The sequence below is a fragment of the Ruegeria sp. K3 genome, assembly GCF_056531845.1.
Genome location: NZ_JBQFMM010000001.1, coordinates 668236 through 688069, shown reverse-complemented (window position 1 = coordinate 688069; position 19834 = coordinate 668236). Strand labels below are relative to the sequence as shown.

Genomic DNA, 19834 nt, shown 5'->3' with positions numbered 1-19834 from the left:
TTATCTGTTGCGATTGCCGCGGCCCAATGCGCGGCTCATCTGCGCCGCGATCTGGCCTTGAGAGCGGCGGAACCCCTGCACATCCGGTGTTGAGATATTCATCACCACGTTGACCGCTCGCGCGCCGCCCTGTGACCGCACACCCAGCTTGCCATCGGCCCCGCGCGCCAGTGGCATGATCGCCTCGGGACCCGCCTCACCCATCAACCCGGTGCCGCCTCGCATCGGGAACATGGTTGGACTGCTAACGACCCCACCATTGGCAAACGGCATCACACGGCCCTGAGAAAAACTGCCTCCGTCCGCGAAGGGCAGAATCCCCTGAACCAACCCACCAACCCCGTTGGCCAGCATGCCGCCAAAATGATCCGTCACAGGTTTGATCGCCGCCGAATACGCCGTGCGGATCATCGAGTTCTTCAGCACATCCAGCGCGCCTGAAAGGTTCATTCCGTCCAGCACCACGCCATCAAACGCCTTGCGCAACCCGCCGGACATGCCACGCTCGAGCGTGGCCACATCCTTGCCGGTCTCTTCAAACGCGGCCTTGATCCGCCGCATCTGGCCATCAAATGCCGAGGCCATGGTCGCCGCATCGCCCAGCGCATCACCCAGCGCCTCTCCCCGCTCCTGCAGGTCGTCAAAACCATCACGATCCGTCAATACGCTCTCCTTGTGTCTTGTCCGGATAGGCCGCCAGCAGCGCATCCAGCCCTGCCCGGTTCATCGCGGGCATCCCAGCGCCCTGCCCCAGCATCAGCCGCAGCTCAGCCGGGGTCAGACGCCAGAACTGATCCGGCGTCAGGCGAAGGCCGAGGAACCCGGCCCGCATCAGTACGGCCCAGTCGAACCCGCTCACTCGGGCACCATGAAGGCCCGCGCCAGCAACTCGGCTGCCGCCTTGGCCCCCGCCATCGGCCCGCCCGCAATCTCGGCATGCAGCAGATCATCGCGGGTCACCTGAGACCCGCCGCCGCGCAGCCCGGCAACAAGCAACGCCAGCACATCGCCGCTGGAATACGCGCCACCCTCGAACCGCTGCACCAGCTCGACCAGAGACCCGGCCTGCAGCTCTTGTTCCAATTCCGCCAAAGCACCCAATGTCAGCTTGAGCACCCGCTGCTCCCCATCGATTGTCAGCGCCACCTCGCCCGTCCACGGATTGGCCATCAGAGCGCCGTAAAGCTCAGCGCACCGGCGCTTGCCATGCTCATCTCATAGGTCGCCTCACCGTTATGCGAGCCCGCATATTCGATGCTGCTGACCTGAAACGGGCCTTCGACTATGCCAAAATCAGGGATGATCACCTGAAACCCAGGCGTCTCGCCATCAAAGAACAGCTGACGCGCCCGCTCATCAGTACCTTCATCCTTGAACACGCCCGAGCCCGAGATCGAGGCCGATTTGACCCCCGCCCCCGACAGCAGCTCACGCCACCCGCCCTGGCTTTCCAGGCTGGTGACATCCACGCTTTCCGCATTGAAACTGATCCGCGTGGCGCGCAGGCCCGCGATGGTTTCAAACAGGCCGGTGCCGTTCATATCCACTTTGACCAACAGGTCTTTTCCGTTCTGGGCAGCCATATGCTCTCTCCGTTATTTGCTTAGTCGTCTTCCACGCGGGCGCGGAATCTCAGGTCGATCTGGCGGATCGCGCCGCCGGTTCCCGTACGCCGGGCACTGGCGCGTTCGAACCACAGCCCCACCAGATGGCCCCGGTCCAAAGACAGCGCCGCGCCTTCCAGCACGTCACACACCGCGCCTGCCAGCGTCTTGGCCGCGCCAAAGCCCGCCGCTTCGGACACCACCGAGACCATGAACCGATGCACCGCACCCGAACCGGATCGGTCCGACGCCTCGCGCACCTCCTCCGGCCCCAAGGTCACATAGGTCTGCGGCAACACCCCCGAAGGCACGGCGTCATAGATCGCACCGCCCGACAGCGTGCTGACCTGCGCGTCGCCCGAAAGCTGTTGAAACACCGCCGCCTGCAAAGCGGCTGCAACGCCATAGCTCATGCCGCCACCTCTTCATCTGCGAAACAGGTCAGGTACTGGCCGCGCGGGTCACGCTCGGCCACGGCGCGGATGACGAACCGGCGCGCGCCTTCGCGAAAGCGCTGATCTGGCGCGGGCCGCATTGATGATCCCTCGGGCGCGCCTCGGACCACGATCCGATACCCGACCCGCGACACCGACGCGCCACCGATCGCGCGTTCCGCCCCGCTGCGCGCCGTCACCTCGGCCCAAAGCGCACCCAGCGCGGCCCAGGTCTCGGTATATCCCCCCGCACCATCGGCGCTGCGCACCGGAGCCTCCAGCACCAGCTTGCGGTTCAGTCGCGGCGCGCTCATTGCGTCACCCCTGCGCCGAAACGCACCGTGCGATAGCGCTGGATCAGGCTGGTCACGCCAAACGGCATGCACCCTGCGCCCAGCGCCGTCTCATCGCGATATTCGTAGTAATGCGCCGCCAGCAGCAGCACCGCCTGCCCCAGATCAGCGGGCAGCCCGCCCCAATCCGTGGCCATCCCGACAGTGAAGGCAATCTTCACCGAGCCGCCGGTCTGCACCCTTGGCAAACAAGCGCCAACCGGACGCAACCGAGGGCGCTGCATGTCGCGCTCCAAACGGTAAGCTTCGGCATCCACAACCGTGTCGGTCCCCGCCGCATCCGTCAGCGTGATCGCAGTAACCGAGACCACCGGGGCCACCGGCAGCACTTCACCTGCTGGATCGCGCCAACCGTTCAGGCTCCACGAGAAATCCCGTTCGATCAGCACCTTACCGGTGCGCGCCTCAATCGCCGCAATGGCCGCACGCAGAAAGCCATTCAACACCTCGTCCTGCACATTGCCCTCGGCAAACCCCGTGCCCAACCGCAGATGCGCCTTGAACTGATCCACCGGCAGCGCCGCATCCGCGATGGCGGTTTCTTCGATCAACATCATCCATTCACTCCGCAATCTCGGACCCCTCCGGGGCCGTATCCTTGGAAAATGACGGGCACGCGCCGCCCCACGTTGCTCGGACGGAGGGGAGCAGCTAGACAACGCGGGGGATCTCACCCCGGCCCGCGCCCGCCGCCCGAGGGGCCTTGCAGCCCCCCGGATCCGCCACCGCTTAGGCGATGCCGAATTTCAGCAGTTTGATTGCAGCAAAATCGCTCACATCACCGCCCACGCGCTTGGTCGCGTAGAACAGGACATGCGGCTTGGCGCTGAACGGATCGCGCAGCACGCGCAGATCGGGACGTTCGGCTATGGTGTAGCCCGACTGGAAGTCACCGAAGGCAATCGAATAGCTGTCGGTCGCCGCATCCGGCATGTCCTCGGCAATCAGCACCGGATAGCCCATCAGACGCGCAGGCTCACCAGCGGCTAGGCCATCCGACCAAAGGAAGCGGCCATCGCTGTCCTTCAGCTTGCGGATCAGACCCGCGGTTTTCGAGTTCATCACGAAAGTGCCGTTCACCCGGTACTGCGCGCCCAGCGCATAGACCACGTCCACAATCGCATCCGCATCGACGCCACCATCAATGCCCGACGCGACATAACCCAGGCTATCCCAGCCCCAGCTGCCGTTTTCCATCGTACGATGGGTCAGGATACCCTTTGGCTTGTCCACACCATCACCATTGATGAACGCCGCCGCCTCGGCCCGTGCAAACTTGTCGGCGATGCGACCGGCCAGCCAGCCTTCGACGTCAAACGCACTGTCATCCAACAGACGCTGCGACGCTTTGGGCAGCGCGCTCAGCTCGTGCAGCGGGATCGAGATACGGTCAATCGACGGCGTACCAGTTTCCGCTGTGGCGGAGTTTTCATCAGCCCAGCCCGCACCCACATCCGTGTGGTCAATCAGAACGTCAAATGAGTTCGCCTCGACATTTATCACTGACACAATCGAACGGATCGAAGCGGTCGAATTCAGTACCGATTTGATCGCCTCAGCGGTCTGCGGATCAACCAGAAATCCGCCATCACTGTTCACCGCCGTCGACAAAGATTTCGATTCCATCTCCAGCCCGCGCAGCCCGTCATCCTCGCCCGAACGCACATAGGCGACAAAGGCCTTCTGATGCGGTGCGCCGTCCTCGATCGAGGCCGCAAGATGCGGGCGCGCCGCGATGGTTGATTTACGATCCAGCATGGTCAGTCGCTCTTCTGTCTGTTGCAGTTTGGTTTTAACTTCAGCCTTCAGGCCCTTGAATTCATTCACGAAGCCAGCCATCGCCTGCTTCACCTCCTGAACCAGGGGTTCACCCTCTCCGGTCAAGGCCGGAGTCTCGGTCTTGCTCATCAGCACTTCCTTTTTCGGGGTGGATTTGAGGCGCGCTAGGTCCGCGCCAGCTCCTGCCGAGCGTCGTTGAACACCTCGGCAATACTGCGCCAGGTGTTCTCGGCCTCAGGGTCCGTCCCCTTCGCCGCCACCCGCGCACTGGGCAGCATCGGGAAGGTCACCAAAGACACCTCCCACAGCTCCAGTTCGGTCAGGACCCGCTGGCCCTTGTCATTTTTAACAGCCCGCTTGGTGCGATAACCAATCGACAGGCCATCGATCGCGCCCGCCCGGATCAACTCCGCCGCCTCGCGGCCCTTCTGCGTGCTCTCCAGCAAGCGCCCTTTGACCCACAGGCCAGTGTCGTCCTCGCGCACCTCGTCCCAGACGCCGATGGGCTGTGCCGGATCGTGCTGCCACAGCATCTTGACCCGCTGACCGGCCTTAGCGAGCCCGTCCAGCGAGCCGCGATACGCCCCGCGCTGCACCACATCACTGCCCTGATCAACCTGCCCAAACAGGCTGGCATAACCCTCGATCACCGCATCGTCGGACACCGACAAACCATCGCCAAAACGCGCGAATTTATGCTCCAACTCCATGAACTTCTCCATGTAACATACTGAACTTATGGCGTTACCACTAAGATAGACTGAAAGGCTTGCGCAAGGATCACGGCGGCCACGCCATAGACCGTCAGCCACAACCGCTTCTCCAGCCGCTCCATCATCTCTTCGATCTGATCCAGACGCCTGCACAGGTGCGCATGCTGGATCTCGGATACCCGCTCATGCGCCGCCAGGCGCAGACCCGGCGCGCAGTCGAACGGAGGATACCCCTCAGACATCCGCACGCTCAGGTAGCCCCAGCAACGCCCGCTTTTCAGCATCCGTCAGGAAATCGGCCCCATTGACCCGCGCCCATTGCGCATCGCGTTCCGCCGACAACGCAGGCACCTGATCCAGATCGGGTTTCAGCACCAGCTCTTCGCCGGTAAAGCCCACCAGCCATTCCGAAACCGCCGCCGCCACCCGCGTCACCAGGGGCAGCACGGTCAGGCGATAAAACGCCCGGTTGGCCTCCTGATAGTTCGAATAGGTCGCATCGCCTTGTATCCCCAACAACATTGGCGGGACCCCAAAGGCCAACGCGATCTCGCGGGCGGCGGCTTCCTTGGTCTTTTGAAACTCCATATCGGACGGTGAGAACCCCATCGGCTTCCAATCCAGCCCCCCTTCCAGAACCATCGGACGGCCCGCATTCCGCGCCCCGCGATAATTCTGCTCGATCTCATCGGACAGGCGGCGGAACTGATCCTCGGCCATTACTCCGTGGCCATCGCCTTTCCACACCAGCGCCCCCGAAGGCCGCGCCGCATTATCCAACAACGATTTCGACCACCGGGACGCGCTGTTATGCACATCAATCGCCATCGCCGCCGCCTGCATCGGCGAGAACCCATAGTGATCATCCTGCGGGTGGAACGACTTGATATGACAGATATTTTCCGCCGCAAACCGATGCGTCTTACCGCCCACTGCGTAATCATACGCCTTTGGCCACCCATCCGCCCCCGGCACCACGCTCATACGGTCGGATCGCAGCACATGCAGTTCAACCGGCAGGCCCTCATCGGCCTGCACGGCCTCGACATAAGCATTGCCCGACAGCAGCAATTGCCCAAACAAGGCCTCCATCAACTCCGCCCGCCCCTGCGCCGCATTCGGACGACGCATCAGCGACAGGATCGGATGAACATCAAACCGTTGCGCTAGATCCTGCAACACCAAAGGCAACGCCGCCGCCGCCTCGGCAATCAACTTGACCGAGCGAAACCCCACCGGATTCCCCGAAAACCCCGTCCGCGTCAGCGACACCGCATCCCGAGGGCTCCACGCCACGCGCCCACCCGTCTGCCACGCCACAACCGGCCCCGGCGCGCTCGCCTTCACCTCGGGCGCCTCGCCAGCCGATCCACGACGCAAGAAATCGAATACCATCTGTGCTCCTTTCTGCCGCCGCTCTGCTCGGCTTGTTGAAAGGAGTTATGACGGAAAGAAGTTTAAGCCCCGGGAATGATGCGTACGGGGGGTGGGCAACGGACAGAAATGATCATTAATCTCGTCTACTAGAGCCAATTACTTTAGCCAGCATTTCCCTCCAACGGCTCGCCTCAAACCCGCCGATGTTTCCAAACTTGAAGTACCAAACACCCGCGGCAAAACACCGATAAGCATCCTCCATTTCGGCGTCAGTACTATCATGAACTGAAACGACCAAATTTTGTGTACGAGAGCCGTCTTGCACCAACAGTTTGAAGCCTTGAACATAACAAACGTCAGTATTGGTAGGCAGATTAACTACTGCATCAACCAATTCTCTAGGAAACTGCTCGAGGGCTTTGATAGAAACTCAATCATTCTCAATAAAACCGCGTCCGGAAGCAAAGAAAAAGCTAAGTTCAGCATCCTGGGCGTTAGGCTCAGATCCTACTTTTTCTTGATTGTCCAAAATCTGAACCGCAGTGGCGATGGAGTGAATACCAGCCTGATCACCGCTGTCCTCAACCCGCAAAACGAATGTGAATTTCCCGTAAGGGCTGCCCAGAAGTTGCGCCGATGCCAAGACGGGAAATACGGCGATGCACGTCAGAAGATAGCCCAGAATCCTATTGCTACTCATTTGACTTTACTCGCATTCAGCCCAATTCCGAGGCAGGTAAACGCTGCCGACAAAGATATGCAAGTCGGGACTAACAGTAACAGAACGCAGAAGAAGCATTATCTCTTACAAAGCCCTTACCCGAGGACGCCGATGCGCCCCTGCTGGCCCCACCACCAACTCATGCAGCGCCCTGACCGGCGCGTCGACCCGATCAGGCCAATCCTGTCCCTGAATCCATCATGGCCAATTGTAAGGCTTAGCGGCTTGCTGGACACTTAACTTAAATCCTTTGCAATCACCGCCAAGTTCTTGTGATTTCATGCCACGGCAATTGTCTGCGTTTCACATGCCCCCACGTGTGCTTCAAATTGAAGAGGCCACCCGATGACTGAAAACGAACCTGCACCGTCCGGACACTCCGATACGAACAATAACTGGACCAAGGAACCTACTGCTGCCGACAAACACGTCTACGAGGTGTTTGCCTCCAACGTAGTCGTTCTTGTGCAGCTGCTTGATGACTACAAAACAATGATGTCGCCGGATGTCCACGCAAGGCTGTTTTCTTCGCTGCTGACGTTGTCCCGGTTGCTCGGCGAATACGAGGACAGTTGGAATCAAGAATACCCAACGCCCTGAACCTGAATGCGCCCAGCTAAAGATCAGCCCTTTAGGAGAAATATGATTGTTTGTAGAGCACCCCTCAGAGTGCTCACAAACTCCGCACCCTCGGCCTTCTAAACGCCCCCGCAGGCCCCACAACTAACTCATGGAGCGCCCAGACCAGCGCGTCGACCCGGTCGGGTGAGCCCTGCCCTTCGAACCCGCGCGCGGTCATCTGGCACATCTGCTCCTCCAGCGAGTCCAACCCGGCCACATGGGCCACACGCCCCTGATCGTACAGCGCCGCTACAGGCTCGGCCCGCGCGACCTTGCCGCGTGACGCCCGCACCGCGCGATAAGGCACCAGAGGGTCCACCTGCCGCACGACCTCTTCCACCAGTTGCCCGCCCTGATTGACCTCGGCCACCAGCCGTTCGGCCCCGAACTCATCCATCGCGTCAATCGCCGCCTGCGCCCAGCCCGCCGGGCCAACGCCCTGCACCGTCCGGTCAGCCAGTACATAGGCCCGCCAGTCCTCGGGCGGCCCCTGTAGCTGAGCACCAACGACCACGATCCCGCAGGCATCCGCATCCGACCCCGTCGTCACCGCCGGGTCCAGCGCCACGACAACCCGGTCCAATGCGGGCACCTGCGCACAGCGCGCCGCCTCCAGCATCGAGCCGGTCCACAGCGCCCCTTCGGCATCCGACAGCAACACACCGTCCAACTCCTGCCGCCCCAGCCGCGTACCTGCATAACGCGCGCGCACCTCGTCCAAGAAGGACTCTGCCAGATTGGCCCGGTTCGCCTCGGTCGGCGCATGGGTCTGCACGGTCGACGGCGACGCCAGCAAATTCTTCAAAACCTTCACATTGCGCGGCGTCGTCGTCACACAGACCCGAGGCCGATCCCCCAAACGCAGTGCAAATTGCAACATATCCCAGGTCTCTCCAGCCTTCTTCCACTTGGCCAGCTCATCCACCCAGGCCGCATCGAATTGCGGCCCGCGCAACCCCTCGGGATCATGTGCCGAAAACGCCTGCGCCTCGGCCCCGTTAGGCCAAACCAGCTTGCGTTCGGACGCCTTCCAAACAGGCCGCCGATCCGGCGGTGAACACTGCAAGATCCCACTATCACCAAAGATCATCACATCGCGCACCTGATCGAAGGTCTCACCGACCAGAGCCACGCGACTGGCCTCACCCTTCTCCAACGGCAAAGACCCCTCGACCACCGACCGCACCCATTCGGCCCCCGCCCGCGTCTTACCGGCCCCACGCCCGCCCATGATCACCCATGACCGCCAGTCCCCCTCAGGCGGCAACTGATGCGGCAGCGCCCAGAACTCGAACAGGAAAGGGAGGGCACACAGCCCCCCCTCCCCGATCTCACTCAGAAATCTGTCCTGCACCGCAGCAGGCGCGGAGGCGAGCCAGCCTGCACCCGATCTCAGATCGTGCCCGATCAAGGTCGAGCGCATAGCCCCCTTGGGCAATTCCGGCTTGTCTGTGATGTTGTTCGACAAAGCTTGTCTCCACTTTCTGGCAACTGCGGATCAGCCCCTCTAGCTGACCCAGTTGCTTGCCTGTTCCGGCAAGGTCTGCATCCTCCCCGGCACCGATCTGTTTTCGCAGTTCTTCCGCTGCTTGGCGCAGATCGCGAATGGATCGCTCAAGCGACTGCAACAAATCAGCCGTCTGAGAAATCCGCTCTTCCGGGGTAATCAAAGTCATGTTTGCCTGTGACCTCATGCGTGAGTTTTTCCGCACGAGAGAAACGAAAAACGACCGCCGGGTCGCCCCGGGGCCGTTGCCCACCTCTTCTAGCATGACATAATTCATACCAAGAAAAGCGCGCAAAGTCAATGCGTTACGCAACGCGGACGCAACACCCGGCGTCCGATCCGTTAACGATCAGCCCCGCATGACCTCAAGAAACGCAGCGCTTACGATCAAAGCCGCACCCAATGCTTCTCTCATCCCAAACGGCTCGCCCGAGAAGACCGCCGCCGAGATCAGGCCCACCACAACTTCGCTCATCAGCAGTAGACCAACGCGTGCCGGGGTCAGCTTGGTTGCGGGCCAAATCGTCAGAAAAAACATCGGCAAGGTGTACAGGACCGACAGCAACGCGACCGGGCCGATTCGTATAACCATCTCGCCGACTGCCTCTGATGACGCCAAACCGCCGCCGAATGGAAGGCTCAGCAGAGACAAAACCAAAGCGCCTGAAATAAAGGCAAAAACCTGCCCCGGAACAGAGATACCGGACGTCCGATAAAGCCCCAGCGATCCCATCGCCCAAGTGATCCCCGAGATCAGGGCCAGCCAGTCTCCAGTATTGCGCGGCCAGGGAAACCCCTGTTCTCCGCCAAGCACGATGAACATGCCACCCAGACCGCAGAGTAAGCCCAGCACGCGCGCCGGGCCAAGACGCTCACCCAGAAACACCATTCCAAGGATCGTTCCCCAGACCGGTGTCAGATAGAACAGCAGGATTGACCGGACGACATCTGTGTAAACCAGACTGATGGTAAACAAGCTGAACGCAGCACCGGTGAACATCCCGCTGAAGATCAGCCCGCGCCAATCTTTCAAAAGCGCTTGCCGTTCGCGCATCAGGAAAGGCGTCAGTACGATCAACGCCGAGGTGTACATCACAATACCCGGCCATGGGCCATCCAGTCCTTGGTCGACAAAGTAGCGAACCGGAATCCAGTACAGCCCCCACATCATCCCGCCGATGACAAGGGCGACGCTGGCGGTCCTCAAATCCGCTCCGTGTAAAGCTCTGAATGTCATGACCCGACTCATAAAACCTTCCGAACCGTATCTGGCAAACGCGCAACCCGCGCAAGCTTATGGCCGACACGGCGCTTGACAATCGCGACCGCAAGGCGCATGTGCCCCTCAAACAGCGCTACCGCGTGAGCACGTGGGCGACACCGCCCCCAACAGCGCCCGATTCACCCATAGTTCCCCATCACGCAGGGTTCTTGACGCGACAACCAGATGCTGCAGGGAACGCCTGCACGTCCTGAGGTTTCGCACAACCCCTGCCGGTCGCGGATGCGGCCCATCACGACTTGCCCGTGGACCTTTGCCTCGGGCTGTAAAGGATAGATATTTGTTCGACTTCGATATGCTGGGCCTTGCGCCCGCTCTAAATGATGCGCTCAAACGCGCCAACTTCACTCAACCGACCCCGATCCAGAACCAGGCGATCCCGCTGGCCCTGAATGGTCACGATATCCTTGGCCTCGCCCAGACCGGTACAGGTAAGACATTGGCCTTTGGCCTGCCGCTGATCGACCATCTGCTGGCCCAGCCCGGCAAGCCCGATCCCAAAACCGCCAAAGCGCTGATCCTCGCGCCCACCCGCGAGTTGGTCAACCAGATCGCCGACAGCCTTCGCAACTTGACCAAGAAAACCAAGATCCGCGTCGCGACCGTGGTTGGTGGTCAGTCGATCAACAAGCAGATCATGTTTCTGGCGCGCGGCACCGACATTCTTGTCGCCACCCCCGGTCGCCTGATCGACCTGATGGATCGCGGTGCGGTTAATCTGGGTTCAGTCAAGCACCTTGTGCTGGACGAGGCTGACCAGATGCTCGATATGGGCTTCATCCATGCCCTGCGTCGGATCGCGCCGGAACTGGGCACGCCGCGCCAAACCATGCTGTTCTCAGCCACCATGCCGAAGCAAATGGAAGAGCTCAGCCGCGCTTACCTGACCAACCCGCAACGGGTGCAGGTCTCGCCCCCCGGCAAAGCAGCCGACAAGATCACGCAGTCGATCCACTTTGTTGAAAAGCCTGCAAAACCCGCCAAACTGCGCGAGATCCTCTCGGCTGACATGGACGCGCTGACGTTGGTCTTCTCCCGCACCAAACACGGGGCCGAAAAGCTGATGAAGGGGCTGGTCGCGGATGGGTTCAACGCTGCTTCCATCCACGGCAACAAAAGCCAGGGCCAGCGCGACCGCGCCATCAAGGCCTTCCGCGCGGGTGAGGTGAACGTCCTCGTCGCTACCGACGTCGCCGCGCGCGGCATCGATATTCCGGGCGTAGCTTATGTGATCAACTACGACCTGCCCGAGGTACCGGACAACTATGTCCACCGCATCGGCCGCACCGCTCGTGCAGGCCGCGAGGGCGAAGCCATTGCCTTCTGCTCGGCGGAAGAGGTCGACCTGCTGCGTCAGATTCAGAAGCTGATGAAGATCGAAATCCCGGTCGCCAGCGGTGAGATGCCTGAAGCAATCTCACCAAAGAAAATCCCGCGCCGCCCAAGCAACCGCCGTCGCGGCCCGAAACCTCAGCACTCTGGTGCGCCCAAACCGGGCGGTCAGAAACGCCGCCGACCGCGTCGCGCGAAAGCGGCCTGAATAAGAAACGGCCCGGTCGATTGACCGGGCCGTTGCTTTATCGGGGTCAGAGCTTCGTGTTGTACAAGTCGGACAAAGTGCCGTTTCAAACCTGTACAACACGGACGATTGAATCAGTTCCCGGAATTCCGCTCAGCCTCGATCTCACGCCACTTTGCGACGTTGCGATTGTGCTCTTGCAGGGTCTCGGCAAAGGCATGACCACCGGTTCCGTCCGCAACAAAGAAGATGAAATCCGTGTTGTCAGGTGCCACCGCAGCCTCAAGGCTCGCAAGACCCGGATTGGCAATCGGGGTGGGTGGCAGCCCTTCGATGACATAGGTGTTCCAAGGCGTCGCACGGCGCAGTTCGCTTTGCCGCAAACCGCGACCCAAAGTACCCTGCCCTTTGGTTACACCATAGATCACCGTCGGGTCTGTCTGCAGCCTCATACCTTGGTTCAGACGGTTAACGAAAACGCTGGCTACCTGGCCACGCTCTTCCGGCTGACCTGTTTCTTTTTCGATGATCGAAGCCAAAATCAGCATCTCTTCGGGGCTGCTCAGAGGTAAACCATCCTGACGCCCCTCCCACGCTGCGTTGATTCTAAGCTGCTGTTTTTCCTGCATTTCAGCAAGAATTGCATTCCGATCTTCACCGGGTCTGACCTCATAACTGTCAGGGGCCAACATCCCTTCAGCTGGCAATTCGGCAACTTCGCCGGTTAGCAAATCCATCGCCTTCAGCGACTCGACAATCTGCCAACTGGTGACGCCTTCAGCTAACGAGATGCGATAACGCGTATCCGCCTCACCGCGTTTTTCTGCATAAACTTCCGGGGCGTCCTCTTCGCCGATCACAAAGGAAGCCACCTCATCAAAATCCAGAGTCGCCGGGTTCAGTTCCCGCACGCGGGTCTGCATACGGGTCACACCAATGCGGTATTCGATCTCGGTCCCGCAAGTGCTGGCGCCGCTATGAGTTATGTCGTCGACGATTTGCTCCATCGACGCTCCTTCGCGAACCAGAAAGCTACCCGCTTTCAGATGCTGAGATTTGTCTGTGTAATCAGCAGCTAAGCGGAAAATCAACCCGCTGCTGATCGCACCTTGATCCTCGAGGTCACGGCTGACCCGTGTCATGTTGGAGCCTGGCTTTACCTGCAGGCAGATCGCGGTTTCCAGCGGTCCTTCGGACTTGTATTGCGACTGCCCCCACAGGACGACACCGCCCATCAGGAACAGCCCAACGATCAGTATTGTCAACGCGTTCGAAGCGAGCGCTCGCCACATTTAGTTGACCTTTCCGAAGATCACACTTGCATTGGTGCCGCCGAAGCCGAACGAATTTGACAAGGCCACGTTGATCTCACGCTCGCGCTTGGCATTCGGGGCCAAATCGATCGGAGTTTCGACTGCTGGATTGTCCAGATTGATCGTCGGTGGCGCAACCTGATCGCGGATCGCAAGGATTGAGAAAATCGCCTCAATCGCGCCAGCGGCGCCCAGCAGGTGACCAGTGGCCGATTTGGTCGAAGTCATCGTCGCGTTGCTGGCGTGATCCCCCAGCAGGCGTTCTACCGCGCCCAGCTCAATCGTATCCGCCATGGTCGAGGTCCCATGCGCGTTAATGTAATCCAGATCCTTCGGCTCAAGCCCCGCACTACGCAGCGCTGCTTTCATCGAGCGTTCGGCCCCGTCGCCATCCTCGGACGGCGCGGTTATGTGATAAGCGTCACCCGACATCCCATAGCCCAGAACCTCGGCATAAATCTTGGCGCCACGCGCTTTGGCGTGTTCGTAATCCTCAAGAACTACAATGCCTGCACCTTCGCCCATGACGAAACCGTCGCGGTCGATGTCATAGGGGCGGCTCGCTTTCTTCGGATCATCGGCGTATTTGGTCGACAGCGCCTTGCAGGCGTTGAAGCCGGCGATACCGATTTCGCAAATACAGCCCTCGCCGCCGCCTGCGATCATCACGTCTGCATCCCCGGCGCGGATGATGCGGCTGGCATCACCGATCGCATGGGCACCGGTCGAGCAAGCAGTCACGACCGAGTGGTTCGGCCCTTTGAACCCATGACGGATCGAAACCTGCCCCGAGGCCAGATTGATCAGCGCGCCCGGGATAAAGAACGGAGAAACCCTGCGCGGACCTTTGTCGCGGATCAGGTTGGCCGTGTTGGCAATTGATCCCAGCCCACCGATACCGGACCCAATCAGAACGCCCGTGCGCAGGCGGTCTTCTTCGTCTTCGGGCAGCCAATTGGCATCCTTGCAAGCCATCTCGGCTGCAGCGATGGAATATAGGATGAAATCTTCAATCTTGCGCTGTTCTTTCGGCGGCATCCAATCGTCAGGATTAAACGTCCCGTTGGTGCCATCTCCGCGCGGCACTTCGCAGGCATAGGTCGTGGTGACCCCGCTTGCCTCGGCATCAAACTGCGTGATTGGTCCTGCGCCGGATTCTCCATCCAGCAGCCGTGACCATGTTTCCTCGACCCCACTGGCCAAAGGAGTGACCAATCCAAGACCGGTTACAACGACTCTGCGCATGAAGTGCCTCTTGCCTGCTTCCTGTTATGAGAACCGCTCATACCCCGGCCCGGGGTGCGGGGGCAAGAGCAACGGCATATTCTGAACCGGCATCCTTGTGCCGTAACCTGTTCAAATCCTCTGTCAATTGAGTTGAACGATGCCTGAAAGGCAAAAACCCGCCCTTCCTTCAACGGGAAAGGCGGGTCGTCTGGTACTGAAGTTTACTGGAACTCGGCGACTGGCTCGTGTGCCGATTGGGCGACCTCCAATGCTTCGGACAGATCGACGGACTTGCGGAACAGTGCCCGGCCTACGATCGCACCCGAAATATTCGAGATATAGGCGAGACGAGAGATATCGTCGCTGGTACGCACGACACCGCTGGCTATGATCGGCGTGCGTGATTTTTCGGCCAATCCTGAAATCAGACCCAGCTGCGCCTCGACGTCTTCCATATCGCTATCGATATCGGTCACCAGAATGGCTGCAAGCGGCGTATCCGCGAAAGCTTCGATGAAGGCTTCCGGGGTAAACGCACTTTGGCTGCGCCAACCTTCGGTCATCACTTGCCCTTGCCAAACATCGACCGCCAACACGATCTGATCGGGATAAAGCTTGGCCAATTCCTTAACCAACTGCGGGTCCCAGGCCGCAAGTGTGCCAATCACGATTCGGCCAGCCCCTTTGTTGATCCAATGTTCAACATGCTCGCGGGTCCGCATCCCCCCTGCCAACTGCACTGACATTTCAGAGGAGCGAATGATTTCTTCGATCAGTTCGGAATTGGTATCCCGGCCTTCGATCGCATCAAAATCCGTAAGCTGCATCCATTCCGCTCCAGCCGCAGACCAGCCGCGCGCGGTCTCGACCGGATCGACATGCCAGATCATCGCTTCATCCAGACGCCCCTTGTCCAGCGTAACGCACCGACCGTTCTGCAACTCCATCGTGGGGTAAATCATCATGATTCATATCCTCCGCTGAATCATTCCGTAATTCCACGATAGCATAGAGTCTCAGTTTGCCGCTTTATTTCACAAGATCGGCAAAGCTCGTCCATTTTGCGGCATCGCACTGCCCAATGCGTTTCACACCCGTGTCGGAGGTCCGTCACGGCGAAACAGATGAACGGGGGTGTCGCGGTATTCAGCTTCGCGCAACAGCTTGTAGCCCAGCTTTTCAGCCAATCGCTGTGAGGCTGCATGGTCCGCGTCGATCAGCGCAACCAACGGGCCCGGAATGATCCGGTCGAACCAGTCGTGCGCCGCCTGCGCGGCCTCACACCCGTATCCTTGCCCCTGCATGTCCGGGGCCAGAACCCAGCCGGCTTCGGGAAAACCATCAAAATCATCGCCCAGGGACCGGTTGCCATAAAAGAACCCGGCTTGCCCGATCAGAGTACGATTCGACTGCAGCATCACACCCCATTGACCGAACCCGGTCATCTGCCAATGTCCAGCGTTGCGCAGGAAAGAATCCCACGCCTCGCCGCGCGTTTTCGGGGTGCCTCCAATATGGCGTACAACCTCGGGGTCGCGCCAGATTTCGGCGAACCGGTTGAAATCTTCGGGGCGCATTGCACACAAGGTCAGACGCGCCGTGTTGATCATCGGGGTGGATCTTATCATGCCCTTGCCCGCTCAGAAACTTGCCTCAGGTGTCAGAGTGCGGAGCCTCAACGCCTCAAAGCAAGCGCGAAATGTGGCAGAGCATAAAAAAACGGCGCTTCCGTTGCCCGGAAGCGCCGTTTTTGTCTCAGTCAGGTCAGCTTAGGAAGCTTCGCTGATGAATTTGACCGCGTCGCCAAAGGTCTGGATGGTCTCGGCTGCGTCGTCCGGAATCTCGATGCCGAACTCTTCTTCGAACGCCATTACCAGCTCAACGGTGTCCAGGCTGTCTGCGCCCAGATCGTCGATGAACGAGGCGTTTTCGGCAACCTTGTCCTCTTCAACACCCAGGTGCTCAACAACGATCTTCTTTACGCGATCTGCGACGTCGCTCATGTCTATTCCTCATTTCAATTTCAGGGCTGTCCGCCCGGTTCTGCCCTTGCCCGTTCGGGGTGGACTTGTTTTGCCCTTTCCGGGCGGTTTGGGTCCCGGGTCCCCGGGAAATCAGAGAACCGGCCCTTGGACCGGTTCCTGCGCATATGCGCCGCCTATAGCACAGACAACGCACAAGGCAAACGCTTTCGCGCCCACCCTGAATTGCGATTACAACATGGCCATACCGCCATTCACATGCAAGGTGCTTCCGGTAACATAACCTGCTTCAGGGCTTGCCAGATACAGCACAGCGGCTGCGATTTCCTGCGGATCACCCATACGACCGGCCGGAACCTTGAGCAGCAGACCCTTCTTTTGCTCATCCGTCAGCTTCTCGGTCATCGCGGTGGTGATAAAGCCCGGCGCAACCGCATTAACGGTAATGCCACGGGTCGCAACCTCATGCGCCAGCGCCTTGGAAAAGCCGATCATGCCGGCCTTGGAGGCAGCATAGTTCGCCTGCCCTGGGTTTCCGATCGCAGCCACAACGGACGAGACATTGACGATCCGACCCCAGCGCGCCTTCATCATGCCCCTGATCACGCCTTTGCACAGCTTCATCGTTGCGGTCATGTTCACGTCGATCACGCTCTGCCATTCTTCATCCGACATGCGCATGAACAGGTTATCGCGTGTGATGCCTGCGTTGTTCACCAGAATATCAACCGAGCCCATCGCCTCAGCCGCTTGTTTCGGCAGGGCCTCGACGGCTTCGGGATCGCTCAGGTTACACGGCAAGACATGCGCACGATCGCCAAGGCTGTCGGCCAGAGCTTGCAGAGGCTCCACGCGCGTTCCGGAAAGGCCAACAGTTGCACCAGCGTCGTAAAGCGCGCGGGCGATATCACCGCCAATACCACCCGAAGCACCGGTGATTAGCGCATTCTTACCTGTCAAATCAAACATCTATGTTTCCTCTCTGGCCGCCGAATCCGGCGGCTGTCCCTTGTTCATGCGCCGGGGTTAACGGCTTTTTGTACATCTTCAGGCGTCCCGACCGCTGTGCACGCCAATGCTCGATCGATCTTGCGGATCATGCCCGACAAAGCTTTGCCCGCGCCGATCTCCCACGCTTCGGTCACACCCTGCGCGACCATGTACTGTACGCTCTCTCGCCACCGAACCGAGCCGGTGACCTGTTCCACCAGCAACTGACGGATCATATCTGGATCAGCCACAGCTTCGGCGCGAACATTCGCAACCAAAGGCACGGCAGGCGCTTTGATTTCAACCGAGGCCAAAGCCTCTGCCATTACATCTGCCGCAGGCTGCATCAGCGCACAGTGAAATGGAGCACTTACCGGCAACATAATTGCACGCTTGGCACCTTTTTCCTTGGCGATCTCGGCTGCGCGCTCAACAGCGGCTTTTGAACCAGAAACGACTACCTGGGTTGGGTCATTGTCATTGGCAGCCTGACAGACCTCATCTTGCGCGGCCTCTTCCGCAACGGCGCGCACCGCTTCAAGATCGAGCCCCAGAATGGCGGCCATTGCGCCCTCGCCCACCGGCACTGCACTTTGCATCGCCTGCCCGCGCGTCCGCAGCAGGCGGGCAGTATCGGCAACCGTCAAGGCTCCGGCCGCAGCCAGCGCCGAGTATTCACCCAGCGAGTGACCCGCCACATAAGATGCCATTGAAATCGAAACGCCTTCGGCCTCAAGTGCGCGCATTGCGGCCATCGAGGTTGCCATCAGCGCGGGCTGTGCATTCTGAGTCAGGGTCAGCTCTGCGATATCGCCGTCCCAGATCAGATCGCTCAGTTTTTCGCCCAAGGCCTCATCGACCTCATCGAAAACGGCGCGGGCGGCTGGATATGCCTCAGCCAAGGCCTTGCCCATTCCGATGGTCTGGGCGCCCTGCCCGGGGAAAACAAACGCGCGTGTCATTGGTGCCTCTTGCGTGACGTCAGATTTCGGCGGGGTTTAAACTGACAATCGGCGCGGCACAAGCATTGCCTGCGTTCTGCATCAGGACACCTTTACTGTGCATTTCTCTGTCTTGTGTCCACACGGCATCCATTTAACTTACCCTCAATTCAGAAACTCGGAGAGCCAATCGATGCCCCTTACCAACACCCGGTCCAGCTATGGTGGTGTAACCAAAGCATTTCACTGGCTGACCGCGCTACTGATCCTGACGGCTCTGCCGCTGGGCTGGTTCGCGAACCAATTGGCCCATGCGATTTACGATCCGAGCATTCCCACGACCGAGGATGACATCGCCCGCGCCGCCCAGCTGTTTTCACTGCACAAAACCATTGGTGTTACCGTGTTCTTCGTCGCACTGGCCCGAATCCTTTGGGCTGTTACCCAGACGAAGCCGGGCTTGCTGAACGCTGAAAACAAACCCGAGGCCTTCGCCGCCGAAACTGTGCACTGGCTGCTGTACGGCTCGCTTGTACTGGCTCCACTCAGCGGCTGGATCCACCACGCCGCCACCGACGGCTTCGCGCCGATCCTATGGCCCCTTGGTCAGAACCTGCCGCTTATTCCGAAGTCAGCTTTCCTTGCCGACATCAGCGCCAGCCTGCATTGGCTTTTCGTCTGGGCCCTGGGTGTGGCACTCGTGCTGCACATAGCGGGCGCGCTGAAACACCATGTCGTGGACAAAGACAGCACCCTGCGCCGTATGCTGCCCGGCCAATCGGACGCGCCGGAACCCCCGGCACAGCACCATTCCATTGTTCCCGCCTTCGCCGCCTTGGCAATCTGGGGCGCGGTGCTGGTTGGAGGTTGGTCCAACGGTGTCTTTGACGACCAGTCCAAAGCATCCGAAGACACGGCCGAACTTGCGCAAGTTCAATCGGAATGGGAGGTCGAAGACGGATCCCTGTCGATTACTATCTCGCAACTGGGCAGTCCCGTAAGCGGCGAGTTTGCAGACTGGACTGCAGCGATAGCGTTTGAGGATCCCGCCGAGCCGGGGTTGGCCGGTTCCGTCGATGTAACGATTGCCATTGGTTCACTCAGCATCGGCACAGTCACCGACCAAGCGATGGGTGCGGATTTTTTTGACAGTGCGCAGTTTCCTACGGCTCAATTTAAGGCCGACCTGTTCAAAACGGATGCGGGTTATGAGGCGCGAGGACCTCTGACAATCCGGGACAAATCTATCGATGTCGTCCTGCCATTTACGCTGGAACTGGCCGACGATGCAGCGACGATGTCGGGGAATCTGGAACTCAACCGAATGGATTTCGACGTTGGAACATCGCAACCCACCGAAGATTCGTTGGGGTTCACGGTTATCGTTGCAGTTGAATTGACGGCAGAACGCGACGACAAATGAAAAACCGCCGGGGCGCATAACCCCGACGGTTTCTTTTTTTGGGATCAT

The 19834-nt window shown here is 59.8% G+C and carries 25 protein-coding genes; 4 read left to right on the top strand and 21 right to left on the bottom strand.

The features are described from left to right. The 11 genes from ACR0MP_RS03415 to ACR0MP_RS03365 all read right to left on the bottom strand — a co-directional run bounded on the left by ACR0MP_RS03415 (position 1) and on the right by ACR0MP_RS03365 (position 6278). A complete protein-coding gene (locus ACR0MP_RS03415) occupies positions 1-663 on the bottom strand; it encodes a phage tail tape measure protein (protein WP_170403101.1) in 663 nt (220 codons plus the stop codon). Continuing rightward, the gene (locus ACR0MP_RS03410) at positions 650-859 is read right to left on the bottom strand and encodes a rcc01693 family protein (RefSeq protein WP_480885830.1); all 210 of its coding nucleotides are present in this window, start codon (positions 857-859) and stop codon (positions 650-652) included. Before ACR0MP_RS03410 ends, ACR0MP_RS03415 begins: the two co-directional genes overlap by 14 nt. Further along, positions 856-1170, bottom strand: coding sequence for a gene transfer agent family protein (locus ACR0MP_RS03405; RefSeq protein WP_170512020.1), 315 nt, complete (start codon positions 1168-1170; stop codon positions 856-858). Before ACR0MP_RS03405 ends, ACR0MP_RS03410 begins: the two co-directional genes overlap by 4 nt. Further along, positions 1170-1583 carry a phage major tail protein, TP901-1 family gene (locus tag ACR0MP_RS03400; protein WP_170374021.1) on the bottom strand — a complete coding sequence of 138 codons (414 nt, stop codon included), beginning with the start codon at positions 1581-1583 and terminating at the stop codon, positions 1170-1172. Before ACR0MP_RS03400 ends, ACR0MP_RS03405 begins: the two co-directional genes overlap by 1 nt. Before the next feature lie 20 nt (positions 1584-1603). Further along, the gene (locus ACR0MP_RS03395; RefSeq protein WP_170403108.1) at positions 1604-2017 is read right to left on the bottom strand and encodes a DUF3168 domain-containing protein; all 414 of its coding nucleotides are present in this window, start codon (positions 2015-2017) and stop codon (positions 1604-1606) included. Beyond that, entirely contained in the window at positions 2014-2352 is a 339-nt protein-coding gene (locus ACR0MP_RS03390) for a phage head closure protein (protein ID WP_170403111.1), read from the bottom strand. Before ACR0MP_RS03390 ends, ACR0MP_RS03395 begins: the two co-directional genes overlap by 4 nt. Then, positions 2349-2948: a head-tail connector protein gene (locus ACR0MP_RS03385; RefSeq protein WP_480885827.1), complete on the bottom strand. Its 600-nt coding sequence runs from the start codon at positions 2946-2948 to the stop codon at positions 2349-2351. Before ACR0MP_RS03385 ends, ACR0MP_RS03390 begins: the two co-directional genes overlap by 4 nt. Positions 2949-3120: 172 nt before the next feature. After that, the gene (locus ACR0MP_RS03380) at positions 3121-4299 is read right to left on the bottom strand and encodes a phage major capsid protein (protein ID WP_480885825.1); all 1179 of its coding nucleotides are present in this window, start codon (positions 4297-4299) and stop codon (positions 3121-3123) included. A gap of 35 nt (positions 4300-4334) precedes the next feature. Continuing rightward, positions 4335-4880 carry an HK97 family phage prohead protease gene (locus ACR0MP_RS03375; RefSeq protein WP_480885823.1) on the bottom strand — a complete coding sequence of 182 codons (546 nt, stop codon included), beginning with the start codon at positions 4878-4880 and terminating at the stop codon, positions 4335-4337. Between the two features lie 26 nt (positions 4881-4906). Continuing rightward, on the bottom strand, positions 4907-5125 hold the full coding sequence (locus ACR0MP_RS03370; protein ID WP_170403123.1) for a GTA head formation protein, RCAP_rcc01685 family: 219 nt from the start codon (positions 5123-5125) through the stop codon (positions 4907-4909). Continuing rightward, positions 5118-6278, bottom strand: a complete 1161-nt coding sequence (locus tag ACR0MP_RS03365) for a phage portal protein (protein ID WP_480885820.1) — start codon at positions 6276-6278, stop codon at positions 5118-5120. Before ACR0MP_RS03365 ends, ACR0MP_RS03370 begins: the two co-directional genes overlap by 8 nt. A gap of 301 nt (positions 6279-6579) precedes the next feature. Here ACR0MP_RS03365 and ACR0MP_RS03360 point away from each other — a divergent pair, with 301 nt between their 5' ends. Together ACR0MP_RS03360 and ACR0MP_RS03355 are read left to right on the top strand one after the other, a co-directional pair. Then, a complete protein-coding gene (locus tag ACR0MP_RS03360) occupies positions 6580-7221 on the top strand; it encodes a hypothetical protein (protein WP_170403128.1) in 642 nt (213 codons plus the stop codon). 105 nt (positions 7222-7326) lie between these two features. Beyond that, positions 7327-7581, top strand: coding sequence for a hypothetical protein (locus ACR0MP_RS03355; protein ID WP_170396475.1), 255 nt, complete (start codon positions 7327-7329; stop codon positions 7579-7581). 73 nt (positions 7582-7654) lie between these two features. Here ACR0MP_RS03355 and ACR0MP_RS03350 read toward each other — a convergent pair whose 3' ends face one another. From ACR0MP_RS03350 to ACR0MP_RS03340, 3 genes are all read right to left on the bottom strand, one after another. Next, complete coding sequence (locus ACR0MP_RS03350; protein ID WP_480885818.1) at positions 7655-9025, bottom strand: DNA-packaging protein; 1371 nt, start codon at positions 9023-9025, stop codon at positions 7655-7657. Continuing rightward, entirely contained in the window at positions 8934-9278 is a 345-nt protein-coding gene (locus ACR0MP_RS03345; protein ID WP_039536221.1) for a hypothetical protein, read from the bottom strand. Before ACR0MP_RS03345 ends, ACR0MP_RS03350 begins: the two co-directional genes overlap by 92 nt. Positions 9279-9458: 180 nt before the next feature. Then, entirely contained in the window at positions 9459-10346 is an 888-nt protein-coding gene (locus tag ACR0MP_RS03340; RefSeq protein WP_170403131.1) for a DMT family transporter, read from the bottom strand. A gap of 325 nt (positions 10347-10671) precedes the next feature. Between ACR0MP_RS03340 and ACR0MP_RS03335 the strand changes: the two genes are divergently transcribed. Then, entirely contained in the window at positions 10672-11931 is a 1260-nt protein-coding gene (locus tag ACR0MP_RS03335) for a DEAD/DEAH box helicase (RefSeq protein WP_170403133.1), read from the top strand. 113 nt (positions 11932-12044) lie between these two features. On the opposite strand, the gene mltG is transcribed toward ACR0MP_RS03335, so the two are convergent. The 7 genes from mltG to fabD all read right to left on the bottom strand — a co-directional run bounded on the left by mltG (position 12045) and on the right by fabD (position 18384). Next, positions 12045-13202: an endolytic transglycosylase MltG gene (gene mltG / locus ACR0MP_RS03330; RefSeq protein ID WP_480885815.1), complete on the bottom strand. Its 1158-nt coding sequence runs from the start codon at positions 13200-13202 to the stop codon at positions 12045-12047. Beyond that, complete coding sequence (gene fabF, locus ACR0MP_RS03325) at positions 13203-14468, bottom strand: beta-ketoacyl-ACP synthase II (protein WP_170403139.1); 1266 nt, start codon at positions 14466-14468, stop codon at positions 13203-13205. Between the two features lie 203 nt (positions 14469-14671). Next, positions 14672-15415, bottom strand: coding sequence for a 1-(5-phosphoribosyl)-5-[(5-phosphoribosylamino)methylideneamino]imidazole-4-carboxamide isomerase (locus ACR0MP_RS03320; protein ID WP_170396463.1), 744 nt, complete (start codon positions 15413-15415; stop codon positions 14672-14674). 123 nt (positions 15416-15538) lie between these two features. Then, positions 15539-16078 carry a GNAT family N-acetyltransferase gene (locus ACR0MP_RS03315; RefSeq protein ID WP_170403143.1) on the bottom strand — a complete coding sequence of 180 codons (540 nt, stop codon included), beginning with the start codon at positions 16076-16078 and terminating at the stop codon, positions 15539-15541. Positions 16079-16219: 141 nt separating this feature from the next. Continuing rightward, on the bottom strand, positions 16220-16453 hold the full coding sequence (locus ACR0MP_RS03310) for an acyl carrier protein (RefSeq protein ID WP_008756330.1): 234 nt from the start codon (positions 16451-16453) through the stop codon (positions 16220-16222). A gap of 210 nt (positions 16454-16663) precedes the next feature. Next, complete coding sequence (gene fabG, locus ACR0MP_RS03305) at positions 16664-17401, bottom strand: 3-oxoacyl-[acyl-carrier-protein] reductase (RefSeq protein ID WP_170396459.1); 738 nt, start codon at positions 17399-17401, stop codon at positions 16664-16666. 44 nt (positions 17402-17445) lie between these two features. Next, on the bottom strand, positions 17446-18384 hold the full coding sequence (fabD, locus tag ACR0MP_RS03300) for an ACP S-malonyltransferase (protein ID WP_170403147.1): 939 nt from the start codon (positions 18382-18384) through the stop codon (positions 17446-17448). Between the two features lie 172 nt (positions 18385-18556). On the opposite strand from fabD, the gene ACR0MP_RS03295 reads away from it, so the two are divergent. Beyond that, positions 18557-19786 (top strand): cytochrome b/b6 domain-containing protein, encoded by a 1230-nt coding sequence (locus ACR0MP_RS03295; protein WP_480705155.1) that lies wholly within the window; start codon positions 18557-18559, stop codon positions 19784-19786. Positions 19787-19834: the final 48 nt, after the last annotated feature.